This window comes from Labrys monachus (genome assembly GCF_030814655.1).
Lineage (GTDB): Bacteria > Pseudomonadota > Alphaproteobacteria > Rhizobiales > Labraceae > Labrys > Labrys monacha.
In genome coordinates this window covers 2,301,347-2,318,430 of sequence record NZ_JAUSVK010000001.1, presented here as the reverse complement: position 1 = coordinate 2,318,430, position 17,084 = coordinate 2,301,347, and the positions used below count along the sequence as shown (strand labels likewise).

The 17,084-nt window shown below is 67.1% G+C and carries 16 protein-coding genes; 11 read left to right on the top strand and 5 right to left on the bottom strand.

Going from position 1 to position 17,084, the window contains the following annotated elements; genetic code table 11:
• The first annotated feature begins 196 nt into the window (after window positions 1-196).
• From J3R73_RS10485 to rplT, 4 genes are all read left to right on the top strand, one after another.
• Window positions 197-1,897, top strand: a complete 1,701-nt coding sequence (locus J3R73_RS10485) for a saccharopine dehydrogenase family protein (protein WP_307426030.1) — start codon at window positions 197-199, stop codon at window positions 1,895-1,897.
• An 87-nt stretch (window positions 1,898-1,984) separates the two neighbouring features.
• Window positions 1,985-2,551, top strand: a complete 567-nt coding sequence (efp, locus tag J3R73_RS10480; protein ID WP_307426029.1) for an elongation factor P — start codon at window positions 1,985-1,987, stop codon at window positions 2,549-2,551.
• A gap of 318 nt (window positions 2,552-2,869) precedes the next feature.
• Complete coding sequence (gene rpmI, locus J3R73_RS10475) at window positions 2,870-3,070, top strand: 50S ribosomal protein L35 (protein WP_284311925.1); 201 nt, start codon at window positions 2,870-2,872, stop codon at window positions 3,068-3,070.
• 37 nt (window positions 3,071-3,107) lie between these two features.
• A complete protein-coding gene (rplT, locus tag J3R73_RS10470; RefSeq protein ID WP_307426024.1) occupies window positions 3,108-3,458 on the top strand; it encodes a 50S ribosomal protein L20 in 351 nt (116 codons plus the stop codon).
• Window positions 3,459-3,549: 91 nt separating this feature from the next.
• Here the strand turns inward: rplT and J3R73_RS10465 are convergent, their stop codons facing one another.
• Window positions 3,550-4,377: an LOG family protein gene (locus J3R73_RS10465; protein WP_307426021.1), complete on the bottom strand. Its 828-nt coding sequence runs from the start codon at window positions 4,375-4,377 to the stop codon at window positions 3,550-3,552.
• A gap of 175 nt (window positions 4,378-4,552) precedes the next feature.
• Between J3R73_RS10465 and pheS the strand changes: the two genes are divergently transcribed.
• Entirely contained in the window at window positions 4,553-5,635 is a 1,083-nt protein-coding gene (gene pheS, locus J3R73_RS10460; protein ID WP_307426019.1) for a phenylalanine--tRNA ligase subunit alpha, read from the top strand.
• 141 nt (window positions 5,636-5,776) lie between these two features.
• Here pheS and J3R73_RS10455 read toward each other — a convergent pair whose 3' ends face one another.
• Window positions 5,777-7,267 carry an MFS transporter gene (locus tag J3R73_RS10455; protein WP_307426016.1) on the bottom strand — a complete coding sequence of 497 codons (1,491 nt, stop codon included), beginning with the start codon at window positions 7,265-7,267 and terminating at the stop codon, window positions 5,777-5,779.
• A gap of 775 nt (window positions 7,268-8,042) precedes the next feature.
• On the opposite strand from J3R73_RS10455, the gene J3R73_RS10450 reads away from it, so the two are divergent.
• Genes J3R73_RS10450 through pyrF form a run of 4 tightly spaced genes read left to right on the top strand, consistent with a single transcriptional unit; the run spans window position 8,043 to window position 11,350 of the window.
• Window positions 8,043-8,735: a glutathione S-transferase family protein gene (locus J3R73_RS10450; protein ID WP_307426013.1), complete on the top strand. Its 693-nt coding sequence runs from the start codon at window positions 8,043-8,045 to the stop codon at window positions 8,733-8,735.
• Window positions 8,736-8,774: 39 nt separating this feature from the next.
• Window positions 8,775-9,986 (top strand): tRNA epoxyqueuosine(34) reductase QueG, encoded by a 1,212-nt coding sequence (gene queG / locus J3R73_RS10445; protein WP_307426010.1) that lies wholly within the window; start codon window positions 8,775-8,777, stop codon window positions 9,984-9,986.
• Between the two features lie 51 nt (window positions 9,987-10,037).
• Window positions 10,038-10,655, top strand: coding sequence for a class I SAM-dependent methyltransferase (locus J3R73_RS10440; RefSeq protein WP_307426007.1), 618 nt, complete (start codon window positions 10,038-10,040; stop codon window positions 10,653-10,655).
• Entirely contained in the window at window positions 10,652-11,350 is a 699-nt protein-coding gene (gene pyrF, locus J3R73_RS10435; RefSeq protein WP_307437258.1) for an orotidine-5'-phosphate decarboxylase, read from the top strand. Before J3R73_RS10440 ends, pyrF begins: the two co-directional genes overlap by 4 nt.
• A gap of 24 nt (window positions 11,351-11,374) precedes the next feature.
• Here pyrF and J3R73_RS10430 read toward each other — a convergent pair whose 3' ends face one another.
• The 3 genes from J3R73_RS10430 to J3R73_RS10420 all read right to left on the bottom strand — a co-directional run bounded on the left by J3R73_RS10430 (window position 11,375) and on the right by J3R73_RS10420 (window position 14,359).
• Window positions 11,375-13,300 (bottom strand): DUF2207 domain-containing protein, encoded by a 1,926-nt coding sequence (locus J3R73_RS10430; protein WP_307426005.1) that lies wholly within the window; start codon window positions 13,298-13,300, stop codon window positions 11,375-11,377.
• On the bottom strand, window positions 13,300-13,860 hold the full coding sequence (locus tag J3R73_RS10425) for a LemA family protein (RefSeq protein ID WP_307426002.1): 561 nt from the start codon (window positions 13,858-13,860) through the stop codon (window positions 13,300-13,302). The genes J3R73_RS10430 and J3R73_RS10425 overlap by 1 nt, the downstream gene beginning before the upstream one ends.
• A 178-nt stretch (window positions 13,861-14,038) precedes the next feature.
• Window positions 14,039-14,359 (bottom strand): hypothetical protein, encoded by a 321-nt coding sequence (locus tag J3R73_RS10420; protein ID WP_307425999.1) that lies wholly within the window; start codon window positions 14,357-14,359, stop codon window positions 14,039-14,041.
• Between the two features lie 300 nt (window positions 14,360-14,659).
• Here J3R73_RS10420 and J3R73_RS10415 point away from each other — a divergent pair, with 300 nt between their 5' ends.
• The gene (locus J3R73_RS10415) at window positions 14,660-16,477 is read left to right on the top strand and encodes a peroxidase family protein (protein WP_307425997.1); all 1,818 of its coding nucleotides are present in this window, start codon (window positions 14,660-14,662) and stop codon (window positions 16,475-16,477) included.
• A 118-nt stretch (window positions 16,478-16,595) separates the two neighbouring features.
• Window positions 16,596-17,081: a hypothetical protein gene (locus J3R73_RS10410; protein WP_307425995.1), complete on the top strand. Its 486-nt coding sequence runs from the start codon at window positions 16,596-16,598 to the stop codon at window positions 17,079-17,081.
• Window positions 17,082-17,084 lie beyond the last annotated feature (3 nt).

Here is a 17,084-nt window from a genome sequence, read left to right as displayed (position 1 = left end):
CCTCCGGGGAATCGCCGCCTTTTCGGGCACGGACTGGAGCGTCGATCCCCGATCGACGTGGAAGCCCGCGTTCGCCGGAGGGGGAAGATGTCGATCGGGGATCGACACGCCAGGGCCGAAGGCTCTCGGGGCAACGCCCCTTGCCCCGCCGGGCGCCAGCCTTTACCCAGAAGAGGAACCGCGCGGAACTCAGCCCGTGAGCCTGTCTCCGTCTTCCCTCCGCATCCTCATCCTCGGGGGGTACGGCACCTTCGGCGGCCGTCTCGTCCGCCTTCTCGCCGGCGAGGAGAGACTGACGCTGATCGTGGCCGGCCGCTCGGCACAGAAGGCGGCCGCCTTCTGTGCCGGCATCGAGGCGCGGGCGCAGTTGCAGCCGGCCGCCTTCGACCGCGCCGGCCCCGCCGCTGCGCAGATGCGGGCGCTGGCTCCCGACATCGTCGTCGACGCCAGCGGCCCGTTCCAATCCTATGGCGAGGCGCCCTACCGCATCGTCGAGGCCGCGATCGCGCAAGGCGCGTCCTATCTCGACCTCGCCGACGGCGCAGGCTTCGTCGCCGGCATCGAGGCTTTCGACGCGGATGCGGGACGGGCGGGTGTGTTCGCCCTTTCGGGTCTCAGTACCTGCCCCGCGATCACGGCGGCGGCCGTCCGTCGGCTCGCCGAGGGACTGGACCGCATCGACCGCATCAGTGGCGGCATCGCCCCCTCGCCCCGGGTTCGCATTGGCCTCAGCGTCCTCGCGGCGATCACCTCCTATGCCGGCAAACCCATCGCCCTCCTTCGCAACGGACGGCCCGCCACGGGCTACGCGATCGTCGAGACGCTGCGCCGCACCATCGCGCCGCCCGGCGCCCTGCCGCTGCGCGACCGGCTTTTCGCTCTGGTGGACGTTCCGGACCTGACGCTCCTGCCGCGCCTGTGGCCGGCGTCGACGAGCGTCTGGTTCGGCGCCGCGCCCGCCCCGGAAATCCTGTACCGATCCCTGATCGCCATGGCCTTCCTGGTTCGATGGCGGCTCCTGCCGTCACTGCTGGCCCTGGCGCCGCTCCTGCATCGGGCGAACGGCGTCCTGCGGTGGGGCGAGAATCGCGGCGGCATGTTCGTGTCCGTCGAAGGCCGCGATGCTGCAGGCAAAAGGCGAGACCGCTCCTGGCATCTGATCGCCGAAGGCGACGACGGGCCGTTCATACCGGCGATGCCGGCGGCGGCAATCATCCTGCGCACGCTCGACGGGCGTGCGCCGGCACAGGGCGCTCGGCCGGCCCTGCACGAACTCGCCCTTGAGGATTTGCGGCCGCTGCTCGCCGCGCGAAACATCGTCACCGGGATCCGGGAAGACGGCGTACAGGCGGGGCTGGCGCTCTATCCCGCCGTGCTCGGCGCGGCCTACGAGGCGCTTCCGGCGCCCATCCAAGCCCTTCACCGGCACGAAAGCGGCACGCCGATGCGCGGCAGAGCGGATATCGACCGTGGTACGGGCATGTTGGCGAGGCTCGTCGCCGCCTGCTTCGGCTTTCCCGCGCAGGCGAAGGATGTGCCCGTGGCCGTCCGTTTCGAAATCGCGGATGGAACCGAAATCTGGCATCGCGATTTTGCCGGCCGGCGTTTCCGCTCGGTGCAGTCGGCCGGCACGGGCCGCAACCGCCATCTCGTCGAGGAGCGTTTCGGCCCGTTCGTCTTCGGCCTCGCTCTGGTCGCGACACCCGGGAGACTTCGCTTGGTAGTCCGGAACTGGCGCGTCTTCGGAATTCCCCTCCCCCGCTTCCTCGCCCCCTATGGCGACAGCCATGAGAGCGGAGCGGACGGGCGCTTCAACTTCCATGTCGAGATCGCCCACCCGCTCCTCGGACTGATCGTGCGCTATCGTGGCTGGCTGGTGCCCGGAAACGGCGCCTAGGCCGCGCTATTTTGGCAGGATGCGCTTTCGCTCGAACGCGGCGCGGTGTATGAGGCGCCACACATTCTCAAGGTTCAGGACAATATCGTGAAGGTCATCGCCAGCCAGATTCGCAAGGGCAACGTCGTCGAAGTCAACGATCAGCTGTATGTCGTGCTCAAGGCGGAGAGCTTCTTTCCGGGCAAGGGCACCCCGACGACGCAGATCGACATGCGGCGCCTTTCGGACGGCGTCAAGACGGTGCAGCGGTACCGGACCACGGAGCAGGTCGAACGCGCCTTCATCGAGACGAAGGAGCACAACTATCTCTATGAAGACGCGCATGGCTACGCCTTCATGAGCAATGAGAACTACGAGCAGGTGACGGTGCCCGCCGACGTGATCGGCGACCAGGCGGTGTATCTGGCCGAAAACATGCCCTGCCAGATCAGCCTCTACAACGGCGTGCCGGTGGCGATCGAACTGCCGGCCCGCGTCGTGCTGGAAGTGATCGAGACCGAGCCGGTGACCAAGGGCCAGACGGCCTCCTCCTCCTACAAGCCGGCCACGCTCTCCAACGGCGTGCGCACCACCGTGCCCCCCCACATCGCCGCCGGCACGAAGGTGGTGGTGATGACGGAAGACGGTTCCTACGTCGAGCGCTCCAAGGATTGATGCCCGGCCGAGCCGGGGCCTTCCCCCGCCCGGCTGAGCGCAATCCGCATTCAGCCGGGTGCGAGGACGTCCCGTTCGCTCTTCCAACCCGCAAACGCAGCGCATCCGGCGCGCCGGATTGGAAGGACTGCGAATTCCTCGCTGCGCTGTTGCATTCGGGCCCATCTGCGACTATAGACGCCGCTTCCCCGCATCGACCGGCTGATCAGGGCTGCCGTGGCGATGCTGTTGGCTCGGACGCTTTCAAAAAAGCATCGCGGCTTACCGGTGGCGGAACCGACGGGTTCCGGTGCCTTTTCATATTCGGAGACGAGCAAAATGCCCAAGATGAAGACCAAGTCGGGCGCCAAGAAGCGCTTCAAGATCACCGGGTCCGGCAAGGTGATGCATGCCCAGCAGGGCAAGCGGCACGGCATGATCAAGCGCACCAACAAGCAGATCCGCAAGCTTCGCGGCACGCGCGTCCTGTTCAAGACGGACGGCGAAAACGTGAAGAAGTACTTCCTGCCGAACGGCTGATCGCCACGGCAAACGCGCAACCTCGAGGAGATCAGCCATGGCTCGCGTCAAACGGGGCGTCACCGCCCATGCAAAGCACAAGAAGGTCCTGAAGCAGGCGAAGGGCTATTACGGCCGCCGCAAGAACACCATCCGCACTGCCAAGCAGTCGGTGGAGCGTTCGCTTCAATATGAATATGTCGGCCGCAAGCTCAAGAAGCGCACGTTCCGCGCCTTGTGGATCCAGCGCCTCAACGCGGCTGTCCGCGAACTGGGCCTGACCTATTCCAAGTTCATCGCAGGTCTCACCCGCGCCGGGGTCGAGATCGACCGCAAGGTGCTCTCCGACCTCGCCATCCGCGAGCCGGAAGCGTTCAAGGCCCTCGTCGAGAAGGCCAAGGCGGCCTGAGCCGCCTTCCCTGCGAGACGACAGGTCCTGCAGAACCCGCTGCCTCGTCGCGGCGGGTTTTTGCTTGACTGCGCCCGGCCGGCCAGCGGGTTCAGGGCGCAGGCTCGTTGAGGCCCTCGCGGTCGAGGATGGCCCAGCAGGCCTCGGCATCCTCGGCGAAATGGAACAGGCCGAGATCCTCGGCCCGGATGAAGCCCTCCTCGGCCAGCGCCTCGAAATTGACCGTCCGACGCCAGAAGGCCTCGTCCATCAGCACGATGGGGCAGAAGGGCATCTTGCCGGTCTGGCGCAGGGTAATGATCTCGAACAATTCGTCGAAGGTGCCGAAGCCGCCGGGAAACGCCACCAGCGCCGCCGCATGCATGGCCAGGTGCATCTTGCGCATCGCGAAATAATGGAAGCGGAAGGTGAGGTCCGGCGTCGTGTAGACATTGGGGCGCTGCTCGTGCGGCAGCGTGATGTTGAAGCCGATCGTCGGCGCGCCCGCATCCCTGGCGCCGCGATTGGCCGCTTCCATGATGCCCGGGCCGCCGCCGGTGGCGATGACGTTGAAGCGCCCGCCCCCGTCCTCGTTGCAGGCGCCCCCGCGTTCGGAAGCGATGCGGCCGAAGGTCCGCGCCTCGGCATACCAGCGGCCGTGCCGGCCCGGCGCATCCTCGCGGATGCGCGCCGAGCCGAACACCACGATGGTCGAGCGGATACGGGCGGCCCTGAGGCCTTCCTGCACCTTCATATATTCGAGCTGGAAGCGGACCCCGCGCGTGGAATCGCCGAGGAGGAAGTCGGGGTCGACCGCGGCAAGCCGATAGGCGGGCGCTTCGGTCTGGCGGAGTTCCTCGATCTTCTCCTTCGTCTGCGGGGCCAGGGTTTGCCTGGTGGAGACCATCGTGGTCGGCGAGGACGTATCGGTGGTGGACATTGAGAGCCTTGCGGAGGTCGGTGGGCCCGATCTGGGCTCTTGAACGGCGCGCCGCAAGGTCCGGCGCCCGGGGTCCCTCCGGTTTCCGCGGGCCGGCGGCGGAATTTGCGGTCAAGCCGGTTCCCATCCCGGCCGGATATGCGCTAGAAGGCGCCTCGATTTGAGGAATGGCACGATGACCGATCTCGCCGCGCTGGAAAGCGCCCTTCTGTCCGATATCGATGCCGCCGCCGACGAGGCGGCGCTGGAAGCGGTGCGCGTCGGCGCGCTCGGCAAGAAGGGTTCGCTATCCGAAAGGCTGGCGGCTCTCGGCCGCATGGCGCCGGACGAGCGCCGGGCCGCCGGCGCCGCCATCAACGCCGTCAAGGACCGCGTCACCGCCGCGCTGGCGAGCCGGCGCGCCGTGCTCAAGGCGGCGGCGCTCGACCAGCGCCTGCAGGCGGAAGCCGTCGACGTGACGCTTCCCGTCCGCGAGACCGGCACCGAGATCGGCCGCCTGCATCCGATCAGCCAGGTCATCGACGAGATCACCACGATCTTCGCCGATATGGGCTTCGCCGTCGCCGAAGGGCCCGACATCGAGACGGACGAGTATAATTTCACCATGCTCAACTTCCCGCCGGGCCATCCGGCGCGGGAGATGCACGACACCTTCTTCTTCGCGCCCGACGAGAAGGGCGAGCGCAAGGTGCTGCGCACCCATACGAGCCCGGTGCAGATCCGCACCATGCTCACGCAGAAGCCGCCGATCCGCGTCGTCATTCCGGGGCGGACCTATCGCTGCGATTCCGACCAGACGCACACGCCGATGTTCCACCAGGTCGAGGGCCTGGTCATCGACGAGACCAGCCATGTCGGCCACATGAAGTGGGTGCTGGAGGAGTTCTGCCGCGCCTTCTTCGAGGTGCCCTCGGTCAAGATGCGCTTCCGGCCGTCCTTCTTTCCCTTCACCGAGCCGTCGATGGAAGTCGACATCCAGTGCTCGCGCAAGGGCGGCGAGATCCGCTTCGGCGAGGGCGACGACTGGCTGGAGATCCTCGGCTGCGGCATGGTGCACCCGAACGTGCTCACCAATTGCGGCCTGGACCCCGACCGCTACCAGGGCTTCGCCTGGGGCATGGGCATCGACCGCATCGCCATGCTGAAATACGGCATGCCGGATCTTCGCCCCTTCTTCGACGCCGATGTGCGCTGGCTGTCGCATTTCGGCTTCCGCCCGTTCGACCTGCCGAGCCTGGCCGGCGGCCTGTCGGCATAGGGTGCCTCGCCCCCCGGGCGGCGGCGTTGCCATCCTGCCGGGGAACCGGCGCGCTCGGAGCGCGGACATCCCGTCCGCTGGTGGACCCTCGCGCTTGCGGAAGAGGGCGGACAGGATGTCCGCGCTCCCCCTATCCGCAGGTCAGGGTTTCCTGGCGGCCTCGACCGCGAGCCCCTGCAGCCAGCCGCTGCCGTCGGCGGACACCTTGGTGAGCGGGTCGGCGATGTCCTCGAGGCCCTTGCGCTCGGCGTCGACGCCGCAGACGAGGGCGACGATGCCGCCGAACATCATCACGGCCGACCCGACGACATAGCCCCAGAACAGCGGGTCGCGCTGGGTGCCGTCGCCGACCAGATAGCCGAAGATCAGCGGGCCGAGCGAGCCGACGATCTGGGCGACGGCGAAGAAATAGGAGATCGCCTGCCCGCGCACTTCGAGCGGAAAGATCTCGCTGACGGTGAGATAGGCCGAGGACGCTCCCGCCGACGCGAAGAAGAACGACACGCACCACAGCAGCGTATGCGTGCCGGCGCCGAGAAGGCCCAGCTTGAACAGATAGGCCGAGACGAGCAGCACCATGCCGGCGAGCACATAGGTCCCGAAGATCATCCGCCGGCGCCCGATCGTATCGAACAGCGGCCCCAGCACGAGCGGGCCGAGCAGGTTGCCGATGGCGAAGGGAAAGAAATAGAGCGCCGTCCGCGACTCGTTGAGATGATAGAAATTCTGCAGGACGAGAGCGTAGGTGAAGAAGATCGCGTTGTAGAGGAAGGACTGCGTGACCATCATGGTGAGGCCGAGGAAGGTCCGCGACGGGTAGCGCTCGAAGAAGACATGCATCAGCCGCCCGAAGGGGACCGACGTCTCCGGCCTTATCGTCACCGCCCTGCGCTCGTCGACGGGCGGCAGGTCGGCTCCGCCCTCGCGCAGGCCCGCCTCGATGCCGTCGACGATGCGATCGGCCGCCTCGGCATGGCCGTGGGTCAGCATCCAGCGTGGGCTTTCCGGGATGTGACGGCGCAGGAAGATGATGGCCAGGCCGAGCAGCGGGCCGATGAAGAAGGCGAGGCGCCAGCCGAGATTGGCCGGGAACAGGGAATGATCGAGCAGCACGAAGCTGCCGACCGCACCCAGCATGGCTCCGGCCCAGTAGGTGCCGTTGATGGCGATGTCCACCCGGCCGCGATACCGGGCCGGAATGAGCTCGTCGATGGCGGAATTGATCGCCGTGTATTCGCCGCCGATGCCGAGGCCGGCGACGAAGCGCCAGACATAGAGGAACCACGGTGCCCAGGCGAGGCCGGCGACGCCGGAGCCGACGAGATAGATCGCCAGAGTGATGATGAACAGCTTCCTTCGTCCCCAGCGATCCGTCAGGCGGCCGAACAACAGGGCGCCCACGACCTGACCGACGAGATAGATCGTGCCGGTGAAGCCGACTTCGGCGCTCGACATGCCGAGCGTCTCCTTGAAGCCGGAGGCCGAGACCAGCTGGATCTCGATGCCGTCGAGAATCCAGCTCACCCCCAGCCCGACGACCACCATCCAGTGGAACCGCGCCCAGGGCAGCCGGTCCAGCCGCGCCGGTATGAGGCTGTGGACGGGCCGTGTATCGGCGGATGCTGCCCGCATGTTCTGCTCCTGAGAACGTCTTCCCGACTCTGTTCTTGGGGATACCGGTCGCGAAAGCCGAATTTCCGGGACTTCACGTCCGACGACCGAGGGAGGCGCGGCGCGTGCGGCCGAAGAAGGCCTCGAAGACGCAACGGCCGGATTCATGCCGCATTTCGGCTCTATTCGGCTCTGCCTTCGCGCCGCGGCATGCGGGGCGCCGGGAGGCGCCGGTCGTCCGACGGTCGGGACGGGGCATGCCGACAGGCCCCCGCGGCGACAAGGCGGGGCGGAGCGGGTCCGGCGGTCCGGGACGCGGCACCGGCGGGAAAGGGCCGGCCCCGAGAGCGGGCGGACGTCCTCCTCGCGCGGCTTCGTCGCCGGAAACCGTCCACGCATCGAAGGTCGGCATCATCGCCCGCACGCCCGGCATTCCAGCACATTCGAGGCATCACCGCTCAATCCGCAGGAGAAATTCCATGCCGTAATCGTGGTCGGCAGTAAAAGTTCCCGCAGTCCCGGCCTTGCAAAGACGTTTGGGGGATGTTGACGACTCGTTAACCTCCCAAGCCCATTTCCGGATCGGCGATGCACAACCTGTGCTTTAGTCCCTCCGGAGAGTTGCCGCGCGATTACGGACGGGGCTATAGGAATCTCCCGCAGAAGCCCTCGTTGCGGGAATCTCCAGGGCATAATTACGGAAAGCTGCAGACTTTTCGACGAGATTATGCGTAGATTCAAACAGATAGAGCAATCTGACGCTCCTATGGGTAGTCCTGCTCCGACCGGCGGTTTCATGGCACAGCTTTTTCATCATTCTATCGACCCGCAATCGCGCTTCATTCGTCTCGTCCTGAATGAAATGGATGTGGCGACGGATCTGATCGAGGAGCGGCCATGGGAACGCCGCGAGGCGTTCCTGCATCTCAATCCGGCCGGCGTCCTGCCCGTGCTGGTCGACGCGACGGGCCTGGCCATCCCGGGCGCGGCGCTGATCTGCGAATATCTCGACGAGACCTATGGCGATGCCCTCGGCGAGCAGCGCCTGCTGCCGCGCGACCCGCGGGCGCGGGTCGAGACCCGCCGCCTGATCGAATGGTTCGGCATCAAGTTCCATGCCGAGGTGGGCGAATATCTCATCACCGAGAAGATCCTGAAGCGCTTCGTCCCGGTGGGGGAAGGCGGCAGCTCGCCCGATACGGTGGCGATCCGGGCCGCCAAGAGCAATGTGCGCTACCATCTGCGCTATGTCGGCTATCTGGCACGGCGGCGGAACTGGCTCGCCGGTGACCGCCTCTCCTATGCCGATTTCATCGCTGCCGCCCATCTGTCGGTGATCGACTATCTCGGCGACGTGCCGTGGGAGGAAGACAGCGCCGCCAAGGAATGGTATGCAAGGCTGAAATCGCGCCCGTCCTTCCGTCCGTTGCTGGCGGAAACCATGCGCGGCACGCCGCCTTCGGCAAGCTATGCGGATCTCGATTTCTGAGATCGGGCCTGTGCCGCGCCTCATCCGGCAGATCCCGACATGGTCCCACACACCGACCGATCTCCCGAGCCCACGCGGCCGGCGCCCGCCGCTTCCGGCCTCAAGGCATCGCTGATCGTCCGGGCCCGGGCCGAAGGCTTCGACGCGGTGCGGGTGACCGGGCCCGACGCCATTCCCGCCGCGCCGGAGCGGTTGCGCAGCTTTCTCGACAGCGGATTTCAGGGCAGCATGGCCTGGATGGCCGAACGGGCCGAGCAGCGCGGCGATCCGCGGATCCTGTGGCCCGACGTGCGCAGCATCGTCATGCTCGGCCTCAATTACGGGCCCGGGTCCGATCCGAGGCTGGGGCTCGAGGATCGCGCCGGCGGGCTGATCTCGGCCTATGCGCAGGGCGACGACTACCACGACGTCGTCAAGAAGAAGCTCAAGAGCCTGGGGCGCTGGCTCGGCGAGACGACGGGGCAGGCCCTGAAGGTCTTCGTCGACACCGCGCCGGTGATGGAAAAGCCGCTCGCGGCCGCGGCGGGCCTCGGCTGGCAGGGCAAGCACACCAATCTCGTCAGCCGCGAGTTCGGGTCCTGGCTTTTTCTCGGCGCGATCTTCAGCGCGGCGGCGATCGAGCCGGACGGGCCGGAACGCGACCATTGCGGCTCCTGCCGGGCCTGCCTCGACGCCTGCCCCACCGCCGCCTTCCCGGCGCCCTACCGGCTCGACGCCAGGCGCTGCATCTCCTATCTGACCATCGAGAACAAGGGGCCGATCCCGCGCCGGTTCCGGGCGGCGATCGGCAACCGCATCTATGGCTGCGACGACTGCCTGGCGGCCTGTCCGTGGAACAAATTCGCGCAGACGGCGCGCGAGCAGAGGCTGGCCGCGCGCGCCGAACTGCGCCAGCCGCGCCTCCTCGATCTCGCTCGCCTCGACGATGCCGGATTCCGGGCGCTGTTCGCCCGCAATCCAGTCAAGCGCATCGGCCGCGACCGCTTCATGCGCAACGTCCTCGTCGCCCTCGGCAATGGCGGCGACGGGGCGGCCGTGCCGGCCGTCGAACGCCTGCTGCGCGACCCCTCGCCGCTCGTGCGGGGCGCCGCCATATGGGCCCTGTCGCGGCTGGCGCCGGAACGGCTGGCCGCCGCCTCGGCGCTCGCCGTCGACGAAACCGATGGCGAAGTCCGCACGGAATGGTGCGAGGCCGGCATCGACTTTCAGGGAAACGCCGCAAATTTGTCGCATTCGGACGGCTTGCCTTGACGCCGCGGCCGTCCGTCAATAGCGGTGGTTTCGAGTAACAGGAGGATGGCGATGCTTCATCGGAATGAATCGCGGCAGTTGGGCAGGAAATCACCGAGGCGACTGCACGATGCCGCTCAATTCTTCCGAAGCTGGGCCGAGAAGCCCCTGCAGATGGGTTCCGTCACCCCGTCGAGCCGTACCCTTTCCCGCGCCATCGCCCGAGCCGTCAACCCGCAATCCCCGGGACCCGTCATCGAGATCGGCCCCGGCACCGGCCCCGTCACGCAGGCGCTGATCGAGCGCGGCATCGCCGAGGACCGGCTCGTCCTGGTGGAATACAGCCCCGAATTCTGTGACCTGCTGCGGCGTCGCTTCCCGAAAGCGCGGATCGTGCAGGGGGATGCCTATGCCCTGGCGAAGACGCTGGACGGCATGCTGTCCGCCAAGGCGGCGGCCGTCGTCTGCGGGCTCCCCCTCCTTACCAAGCCGGAGCCGGCCCGGCTCGCGCTGCTCGCCCAGGCCTTCAGCCTGATGCAGGCCGGCGGCCCGTTCGTCCAGTTCACCTACTCCCTGACCTCGCCGATGCCGCTTCGCAATGCCTTCTTCACCTGGAAGGCGTCGCCGCGCATCTGGCTCAACGTGCCGCCGGCACGGGTCTGGACCTATCGCCAGCTTTCGAGGAACTGATCTTGGACCAGCGGGACCGTCTCATCGTCGCCCTCGACATCGACAGCGTCGCACGGGCCGAGGCCCTGGTCGCGCAGCTGGGCGACAGCGTCACCTTCTACAAGGTCGGCTACCAGCTCGTCTTCAATGGCGGCCTGCCCTTTGCGCAGGCGCTGGTCGCGTCGGGAAAGAAGGTCTTTCTCGACATGAAGCTGCACGACATCGGCAACACCGTCGCCAAGGGCGTCGAGGCGATCGCCCGCATGGGCGTCACCTTCCTCACCGTGCACGCCTTTCCGCAGACGATGCGGGCGGCGGTGGAAGGCGCACGGGGGTCGGACCTCAAGGTCCTCGGCGTGACGGTGCTGACCTCCTACGACGCCGCCGACCTCGCCGAATCCGGCTATCGCCAGAGCGTGAGCGACCTCGTGTCCCTGCGCGTCGGGCAGGCTCTGGAGATCGGCCTGCCCGGCCTCGTCCTCTCGCCGGAAGAGGCCGCGGCGACCCGGCGCCGCGTCGGAGACCGCATGCTGCTGGTGACGCCGGGCGTGCGCCCCGCCGGCAGCGACAGCGGCGACCAGAAGCGCATCATGACGCCGGGGGACGCCCTGCGTGCCGGCGCCGACCATCTCGTCGTCGGCCGCCCGATCGTCGCGGCGGCGGATCCGAAAGCCGCGGCCCTGGCGATCCAGGCCGAGATCGCCGCCGCGGTCTGACCCCGGCGAAGAGCGGGCGCGGCCCTACCAGCCGCTTCCCCCTCCTCCACCGCCGCCGCCGCCGGACGAGCCACCTCCGCCCCCTCCGCCGCCGCCGAAACCCGTGCCGGGGCTCGAGCCGGGCGGGGACGAGGCGGCGGCCGCGCTCGTGGCGAGCCCGTCGCCAAGCCGCGTCCCGAAGGAGGTGGGGTTCGAGGGGTTCCAGTTGGTGCCGACATACCAGGCGGGCGCGGTGATGCCGGCCGCCGCCAGCACGGCGGTGAACTTGCTGCTCCATTCGTGCGAGCAGCCGAGCGCCAGCGCATAGGGCAAATAGCGCTCGAAGAGGTCGGGCGTGCGCTGCGGCGGATTGAGGATGTTCAGGCGTTCTTCCTCCGCCGCCGCCAGATACATGCGGAAGCCCTCGATCTTGTCGAGCAGGTCGCGCCCGGCCCGGCTCGGTGCCGGCAGCAGGAAGAAGAAGACGAGATTGAGCCCGCCGATCGCGGCGGCGGCGAGCATGGGCAGCCAGTCCCCGGGCGAAATGCCGTCGACGGAGGCGAACACCGCCGGCAGGGCGAGGCCGAACAGCACGAACGGTGCGAGCACGAGGAGGCCGAACAGGCGCCCGATGGCGGCGACGCCGCGCACGCCGGCGAGGCTGGCGACCAGCCGGCGTCCCATCGCGAAAATGATCGCCCACCAGACGACGAAGAAGGCGCCGACGATCAGCGGACCGGCTTCGCCGGACCCGAGCACGAAGGCGACGGCGAGGAAGGCGACGGAGAGGGCGAGGCCGGCCGCGAACCACCCCCGATTGAGGCTGAAGGCCTTGCCGCCATAAGCGAGGTCGAGGGCGCTGCGCAGGGCCGAACGGGCCGCCTCGACCCGCCGGTAGCTGGTATTCGAGAGGACGAGGGGGCTTGTTCCGAGCGTCTGCACGAGGCGCAATTCGTCCGGCATCAGGCCTGTCGGCGCCTTGCCGAGCGGCTGGAGCTGGTAGGACGACGCCGTGTCGACGATCTTGAGATAGCCCTTGACGGCAAGATCGATCACCGCGCTGGAAAAGGCCTTGTCGTCGAAGCCGCGCTGGCGGACATAGCGGGCGGCGGCCGGCGTGACGCCGGCCGGCGGGCGGAAGGCGGGGACGATGACGCCCGCCGGCGGATCGCGCCCCACCCGCCACCACGCGCCGAGGAAGAAGCCTGCGACGACGACGACGCCGAGCAGGGCGACCACGGTCGAGGCATTGTCCTCGACGAACCAGAGGATCCTCTGCAGGCGGCCGGGCGGCGTCACGAAGCCTTTCGGCCAGTCGACCGCGATGGTGAAGCCCTGGTTCGGCTGCAGCGGGGCGGTGGTATGGGCGGCGAAGGCCGCGCCGCTTTCGTCGACGGCGGCATCGCGCTCCCGCGCGCCCTGATAGCCGGTGTAGAGGCTCGATCGCAGGGCCGCGGCGCCGGGCGGCAGCGTGACGCGGATGCTGGCCGCGTCGATGGGAAACTCCCAGCCATTGCCGGTCACGTTCCAGTACAGCTGGTCATAGCCGTCGAAGAAGCCGATCTCGCGGGTGGCCCGGTAGCGGATCTCATAGGTCGTCGGCCCCGGCGGCAGCACGACATCCTTGTCGCCGATGCGGATACGCACGCCGTTGCTGAGGCCCTCCAGCACATAAGGCTCGCTCCGGCCGTCGCGCTTCACCGCTTCCACATGGAAGCCGACGAACAGGAGGTTGCCGTTGCGATCCTTGTAGCGCGTGGGGAAATCGCGGTTGATGCCGTGCCGGATGCGGATGCCCTGCACGTCGACCCGGATCGTCTCGACGACGTCGAGGGCCGCATCCGGATCGACCGTGGCGGCGCTGTCGAAGGCGAGGATATGCTCGTCCGCCCAGGCGGGGAGGCCGAACAGCAGCGCGGCGAGGAGAAGGAGCCCGCGCAGCAGGGAGAAGGCCGTCGCAGCCCGTGCCATCAGGGCGTTCCGAAGCTGACTTTCGGTGCGGTGCGGGCCGCTTCGTCGCCGATCTCGAAATATTCGGCCTTCTGGAAATGGAAGGCGTTGGCGATGAGGTTGGAGGGAAAGGATTCGATCTGCGTGTTGAAATTGCGCGCCGCGCCGTTGTAGTAGCGCCGGGAGGCCTGGATGTCGTCCTCGATGCCGGAGAGCTGGCTCTGCAGGTCGCGGAAATTGGCGTCCGCCTTGAGGGTGGGATAGGCTTCGGCCACCGCGAAGAGGTTGGCGAGCGCCGCCTGCAGCCCGCCTTCGGCAGCGGACTTGGCGCCGACGCCCTTGGCGCCGAGACTGGCGGCGCGGGCCTGCGTCACCGCTTCGAAGACGCCCTTTTCATGGGTCGCATAGCCCTTCACCGTCTCGACGAGGTTGGGAATGAGGTCCGCGCGGCGGCGCAGCTGCACGTCGATGCCGCTCCAGCCTTCCGCCGTCAGGTTCTTGTTGCGGATGAGGCCGTTATAGGCCGTGATCGCATAGAGCGCGACGACGGCGACGATGCCGAGGATGATGTAGCTGGTCATGGGGCGCTCACGGTTTCGGCGATGCCCCACCATCGCGCACCGCTCGGGCGAAGGCAATCGCAGGAGAAATAGTCCCGGCGGGCGCGCCGGGCCGTGCGAAGAGGCACGGCGCGGAGGCGGGATGGCGGGCAGGATGCCGGCAGCTGACTGGGGCGGGCGGAGCAATGCGGGATGAAGCCTATCCCCGATCGAAGTTCGACGGGCCCGGCAGGGTCTCGACGGCATCGAAGATCCAGCCGCGGCACTGGCCGCTGTTGCTGTCCATCCCGGTCGCCCGCATGCGCCGCAGGCCGCTCGCGTCGGGTTCGAAGATGAGGATCGAGCCCATGGCCGGAAAGAAGGAATTGTCGACGACATTCGAAGGAAGGCGTGGCAGGATCATGAAGATCGACGACCCCGCCAGTTCGAGGGTGAGACGCCCGTAGATCCGCGGGCTGCCGAGGCTCGTTTCCGGCGCGGTGATGGTGAGGACGTTCTGCCGTGACTCGACGGTGACCACTTCCTCGCGAATTTCCGTAATGGGAAGATGGGGACTCTCACAGCGCGAAAATCGGAATTGATTGTTCATTCGCGTGAGAAAATCACTCATCAAATGCCTGCAATTCGTCTCGGTGTGACGGGACACCGTGCTGCGCAGGGAGCCATTCTCAGGCTTTTGTTCCGACGCGCCCGATGGATGGCGCAGCGTTAAGAAGGCAGCGTGATCGCAGCGTGAACTGCGTTGGCGGTACTATAGCGCCGACATTTCACGCTGCGATCACGCGGATGTCGTAACCGGCGGTATGGGGAGGACGCGAGCATGAGTGGTCACGGTAGCAGCAGGGCACGGTTTCTGTCGAACATACCCAAGACGTTGAATCTACGGTCTCTTCTGGAAGCCGACGTCGATCCCCTGGCGGCACGCGCCCCCGGCGCGGGCGATCCGCGCCAGCGGGGCATGGCGGGCTTCCGGCATTTCATCCGGCCGCCCGAGCCGAAGGAACGCTTCGCCGTCGCCCGGCGCCCGTTCGATCCCGCGGACGCGCAGCAATTCACTCAGGTGCAGGACCTGATGCACAAGCTCGCCGACATGATCGAGGCGGCGCCCATCCCCGCCGGCCAGGAAGACGGCATCAGCGCCTGGTTCAATCGCGGCCTTCCCAGCGGCTTCACCTATTTCATGCAGTTCATCGCCCATGACATGGTGAGCAGCTCGCTGACGCTTTCGCGCAGCGAGGCGCAGACCGTCGGCTTCGCCAACCAGCGTCGCGTGCCGCTCAGGCTCGATGCGATCTATGGCGGCGGCCCGGCCGTCTGCCCGCATGCCTACCAGCCGGACCCGGCGGTGGAGCTGCGCACCCGCCTTCGGCTGGGCCGGACGCGCGACGATACCAGCGGCCGGCTGCGCGACATCGCCAGGGGCCGCGACACCACGGTTCCCGACGGCTCGCCCCTCTATCCGGAAGCGCTGATCGCCGATCCGCGCAACGACATGCACGCCCTCATCTCGCAGATGACGGTGCTGTTCCATCACCTCCATAACGCGGCGGTCGAGACGCTGGCCCGGGACAAGAGCCTGCCGCCGACCGCCAACAGCTTCGCGGCGGCGCAGCGCAATTTCTTCGCCGCCCAATGCGCGTGCATCCTGATCTACCGCCATCTCATCCGGGAAGACCTGCTGCCGCGCATCCTCCATCCCGACGTCTATGCGGTCTATCGCGCCGGCTCGGGACCGTTCCTCGAGGACTGGACCGGGCTCGAAGAGGATATCTGGACCGCGCCGCTCGAATTCACGCATGGCGTCATGCGCTTCGGCCACGCCATGATCCGTGCGAAATATTCCTTCAACGAACTGACGACCTTCCCCGACAGCCCGGCGGCGCCCGACAAGTCCTTCAACTTCACCGACATCATGCGCTTCAATTCGGACCTGCGTCCCGACCAGATGCCGCTGCTGACGAAATGGACCGTCGACTGGCACCGCTTCTTCGGGGACGATCCGAAGACTGGCAATTTCAGCGTCCGGCTCGGTCCGTGGACGCATCGGCAGCTGGAATTTTCCATCGAAAGCCAGAAGCCGCCCGGCGGCGGCAGCCTGATCTACCGCGACCTCCTGGGATCGGTGATGACCTGCCCCTGGTCGGTCAACGCCCTCATCGCGGAGATCGCCAGGACACATGGGGACCTGATCGCCGGCTCGTCCCTCCTCTATGACGACACCACCGCGCAGCTTCCGACGGCCCGGCCCTGGGCCAAGCCGATGAGCGACTGGCTGGCGCAGCAGAGAAACCGCGTCGGCCATGCACCGACCGACGAGGACATCGCCGCGATCATCCAGGATCCGCCGATGCCCTTCTTCGTACGCTTCGAGGCCGCCCATGCGCCGGGCGCCAGCGGCAAGCATCTCGGCATCTTCGGGTCGATCGTCATGGCCGACACCCTGTTCGGCGTGCTGAACCAGGACAGGGTGCTGGGCATCGATCCCCTCGCCGATCTCGACGTGCAGCTCAAGGCGGTCTCGCGCATCGCGCTCGACGCCGACGACAAGCTGCAGGCCCTGTCCGGCATCCGGGATTTCAATTCGCTGATCGACTATCTCGGCGATGCCGTCGCATTTCCGTCCGGGCTGAATGGCTGACGATCAGTTCCGCTGGAAATGACGAGATCTTTGGGTGAGACTACCCAAGGGACAAAGTAGTGAACTGCGACTGAATTGAATATCATGCTTGAGCGGTTTTTCGCTGGAAGGGGAAACTATGGAACGCTATCGCATCAATGTGGACGACAACTTCGCCTGGGGAAAACTCGTGAAGACGTGGGCCACGGGCCGCAACTATGTCGACCATGAGCCGACGGAAGCCGAACCCCTGCCGACGGAAGTCGAAAACCCGCCGAAATATCCCAAGCCGACCTGCTTCAAAGACCTCGCAACCCAGGCCATCGCCGCCAAGGTCGGAATGCATTTCGAGGATGGCAACAATACACCTGTCACCGGAGACGAAGATCTCGGCTTCCTGCTCGCGCAGGCGACCCTCGAAACCTATGTGCTGCGTCTGCCGGCCAAGGATGCGCTGGAGCGATCCGAGCAGCAATTGCTCGCGGGGCAGGACTATTGGCTGCCGACGTTCTACAGCCGCATCTTCGAAACCGACGTGAAGCCGGCGGAAGTCCAGACCGCCACGCAGCGGGCCCAGCTGCACGCCGAACGCGTGGGCGAGTACACGATCAATACTTGCCACTGACGA